The following is a 2,818-nucleotide window of genomic DNA, read 5'->3' on the forward strand; positions in this document are numbered from 1 at the left end:
AACCGCCGACCCCCTCCTTGTAAGGGAGGTGCTCTCCCAGCTGAGCTAATCACCCCCGCTGTGTGGAGTCGCATTATAGGGAGAGTTGAAATTGAGTCAACGCCTTTTCTAAATAATTTGTTTGTTCGTCGTAAAATTAAACAAAGCGATCGCAAAATCAGCTTCGGCGTATGATTTATAAACAAAAATGGTAAAGCGTGATGTTGAGGCGGGATCTACATTGAGGAATCAGCCCGTGGTGTTAGAATATTCCCCTATCAATTCCAAGAACACTGCCGACTATCGGCATCTTTATTAAACGTAAGGCCACTTCATGAAAATCAAAACTCGCTTCGCGCCAAGCCCAACAGGCTATCTGCACGTTGGCGGTGCGCGTACTGCTCTCTATTCCTGGCTTTTTGCACGTAACCACGGCGGTGAGTTTGTGCTGCGTATTGAAGACACCGATCTCGAACGCTCCACCCCGGAAGCAATTGAAGCCATCATGGATGGGATGAACTGGCTGAATCTGGAGTGGGATGAAGGTCCGTACTTCCAGACTAAACGTTTCGATCGCTATAACGCGGTTATTGATGAAATGCTGGAAGCAGGTACAGCTTATAAATGCTACTGCTCGAAAGAACGTCTGGACGCGCTGCGCGAAGAACAGATGGCGAACGGTGAAAAGCCGCGCTACGACGGCCGCTGCCGCCATGATCATCAGCATCACGCCGCCGATGAGCCTTGCGTCGTGCGTTTTGCCAACCCGCAGGAAGGTTCGGTTATCTTTGACGACCAGATCCGCGGGCCGATCGAATTCAGCAACCAGGAGCTGGACGATCTGATCATTCGCCGCACCGACGGCTCCCCGACCTATAACTTCTGCGTCGTAGTTGATGACTGGGATATGGCGATCACCCACGTGATCCGCGGTGAAGACCACATCAACAATACCCCGCGCCAGATCAACATCCTGAAAGCGCTGAATGCGCCGGTGCCGGTTTATGCGCACGTATCGATGATCAACGGCGATGACGGTAAAAAACTTTCCAAGCGCCACGGTGCGGTGAGCGTGATGCAGTACCGTGACGACGGCTACCTGCCGGAAGCGTTGCTGAACTATCTGGTGCGTCTGGGCTGGTCTCATGGCGATCAGGAGATCTTCACCCGCGAAGAGATGATCGAGTTCTTCTCGCTGGGCGCGGTCAGCAAGTCCGCCAGTGCGTTCAACACCGATAAACTGCTGTGGTTAAACCATCACTACATCAACACGCTGCCGGCGGAATATGTCGCGACGCATCTGCAGTGGCACATTGAGCAGGAAAATATCGATACCCGTAACGGCCCGCAGTTGTCCGAACTGGTTAAACTGCTGGGCGAGCGTTGCAAAACGCTGAAAGAGATTGCTCAGAGCTGCCGTTACTTCTATGAAGAGTTCGCCGAGTTCGACGCCGATGCAGCGAAGAAACACCTGCGCCCGGTGGCGCGTCAGCCGCTGGAAGTGGTTCGCGATAAGCTGGCGGCCATTAGCGACTGGACGGCGGAAAATGTCCACCATGCGATTCAGGCGACTGCCGATGAGCTGGAAGTGGGCATGGGTAAAGTGGGCATGCCGCTGCGCGTGGCCGTAACCGGCGCGGGTCAGTCCCCGGCATTGGATGTCACCGTTCATGCCATCGGTAAATCCCGTAGCGTTGAACGTATCAATAAAGCGCTGGCGTTTATCGCCGAACGCGAAAGCCAGCAGTCCTGAGGCCGAGCGTAAGCTAAAGCAAGCGGCAGGTTAATCCTGCCGTTTTTTTTCGCCGCTATTTTGTCGCAGTGTTAATACCTAGCCGCGCCAGGAAGCCACTAATACCATCGCGAGCAAGAAGATCGCGCAGGTGAGTTTGTTCTGCGGCGGTCATCAGCTGCAGCGTATCGGCGATTTGCCGCCATACCGCATCCGCTTCATTAATAAAGTAGCCGCTGGGCTGTTCGGCGAGCTGATACTCTTCATTCAGATGACGAAATGCCGGAATATTGGTCAGAAAATCGATCACTGGCCGGTCGATGACAATTAAACGCGCACGCCCGCCTTTGACGCCGGGAATCGCCTCGGTTCGCCACTTTTGTTCCCGCGCCCAGCGGTTGACCGTTTGTCTGGCCAGACCCAGAACTTCGGCAAGCTCTGCAGGCGTCATTTTTTCTTTCAGTTTCATCATTCGTTTTTTACTGGCCGCGTATTCCAAGACGGTTTAACAACCCGGTTATGCCTTCACGCAGCAGCAGCGACATTAGCTGCTTCTGTTCGCGATGAGTCATCTCTTTACAGAGCGTCAGCAATAATGGCTCGAGATCGGTCTCGGCGACCGAATAGGGCGAGGGCGTTTCCGCTACGCGCTGGGCATTGCGGATAAACTCTCGTACCTGCTCGTTAACGTGTACGAGACGCGCTTTGCCTCCCTGCACGCCAGGCCGCGGAGAAGTTTGCCACCCCTCTTTACGGACCCATTTATTTATCGTCTGTCGGCTGAAGCCAGTTAGATGCGCAATTTCTTCCGGAGTCATTCGTTCCTTGAGCATACTATTTCCTGAGTAAATATGTGGGAATTAGTGCTTCATGTTATAGCATCCTTTTACAGGAAATAGTGACATGTTTAACGCCTGCCTGCGATAAGGCTCGCATTGTCAGCTATTTGCCTGCTTTTTCAGCGATTGAATCAGGAGGGGTAATTTTGCCGTTGACACCTGGCGAAGGAATTCATATTATGCCGCCCGTCAACACGACACGCTTTACGTTACGGGGCTATAGCTCAGCTGGGAGAGCGCTTGCATGGCATGCAAGAGGTCAGCGGTT

At 53.3% G+C, this 2,818-nt stretch carries 3 protein-coding genes; 1 reads left to right on the forward strand and 2 read right to left on the reverse strand.

Annotation, left to right across the window (positions count from 1 at the left end):
• The first annotated feature begins 313 nt into the window (after positions 1-313).
• Positions 314-1,732 carry a glutamate--tRNA ligase gene (gene gltX, locus ABLU86_RS17690; RefSeq protein ID WP_020078209.1) on the forward strand — a complete coding sequence of 473 codons (1,419 nt, stop codon included), beginning with the start codon at positions 314-316 and terminating at the stop codon, positions 1,730-1,732.
• Between the two features lie 55 nt (positions 1,733-1,787).
• Here the strand turns inward: gltX and ABLU86_RS17695 are convergent, their stop codons facing one another.
• Both ABLU86_RS17695 and ABLU86_RS17700 read right to left on the reverse strand, forming a co-directional pair.
• Positions 1,788-2,183, reverse strand: coding sequence for a YfeC-like transcriptional regulator (locus tag ABLU86_RS17695; protein WP_015365514.1), 396 nt, complete (start codon positions 2,181-2,183; stop codon positions 1,788-1,790).
• A 7-nt stretch (positions 2,184-2,190) separates the two neighbouring features.
• Positions 2,191-2,544, reverse strand: coding sequence for a YfeC-like transcriptional regulator (locus tag ABLU86_RS17700; protein WP_013878158.1), 354 nt, complete (start codon positions 2,542-2,544; stop codon positions 2,191-2,193).
• Between the last annotated feature and the right edge of the window lie 274 nt (positions 2,545-2,818).

The sequence above is a fragment of the Klebsiella sp. JN_Kp121 genome (assembly GCF_040062145.1).
Classification (GTDB): Bacteria; Pseudomonadota; Gammaproteobacteria; order Enterobacterales; family Enterobacteriaceae; genus Klebsiella; species Klebsiella aerogenes.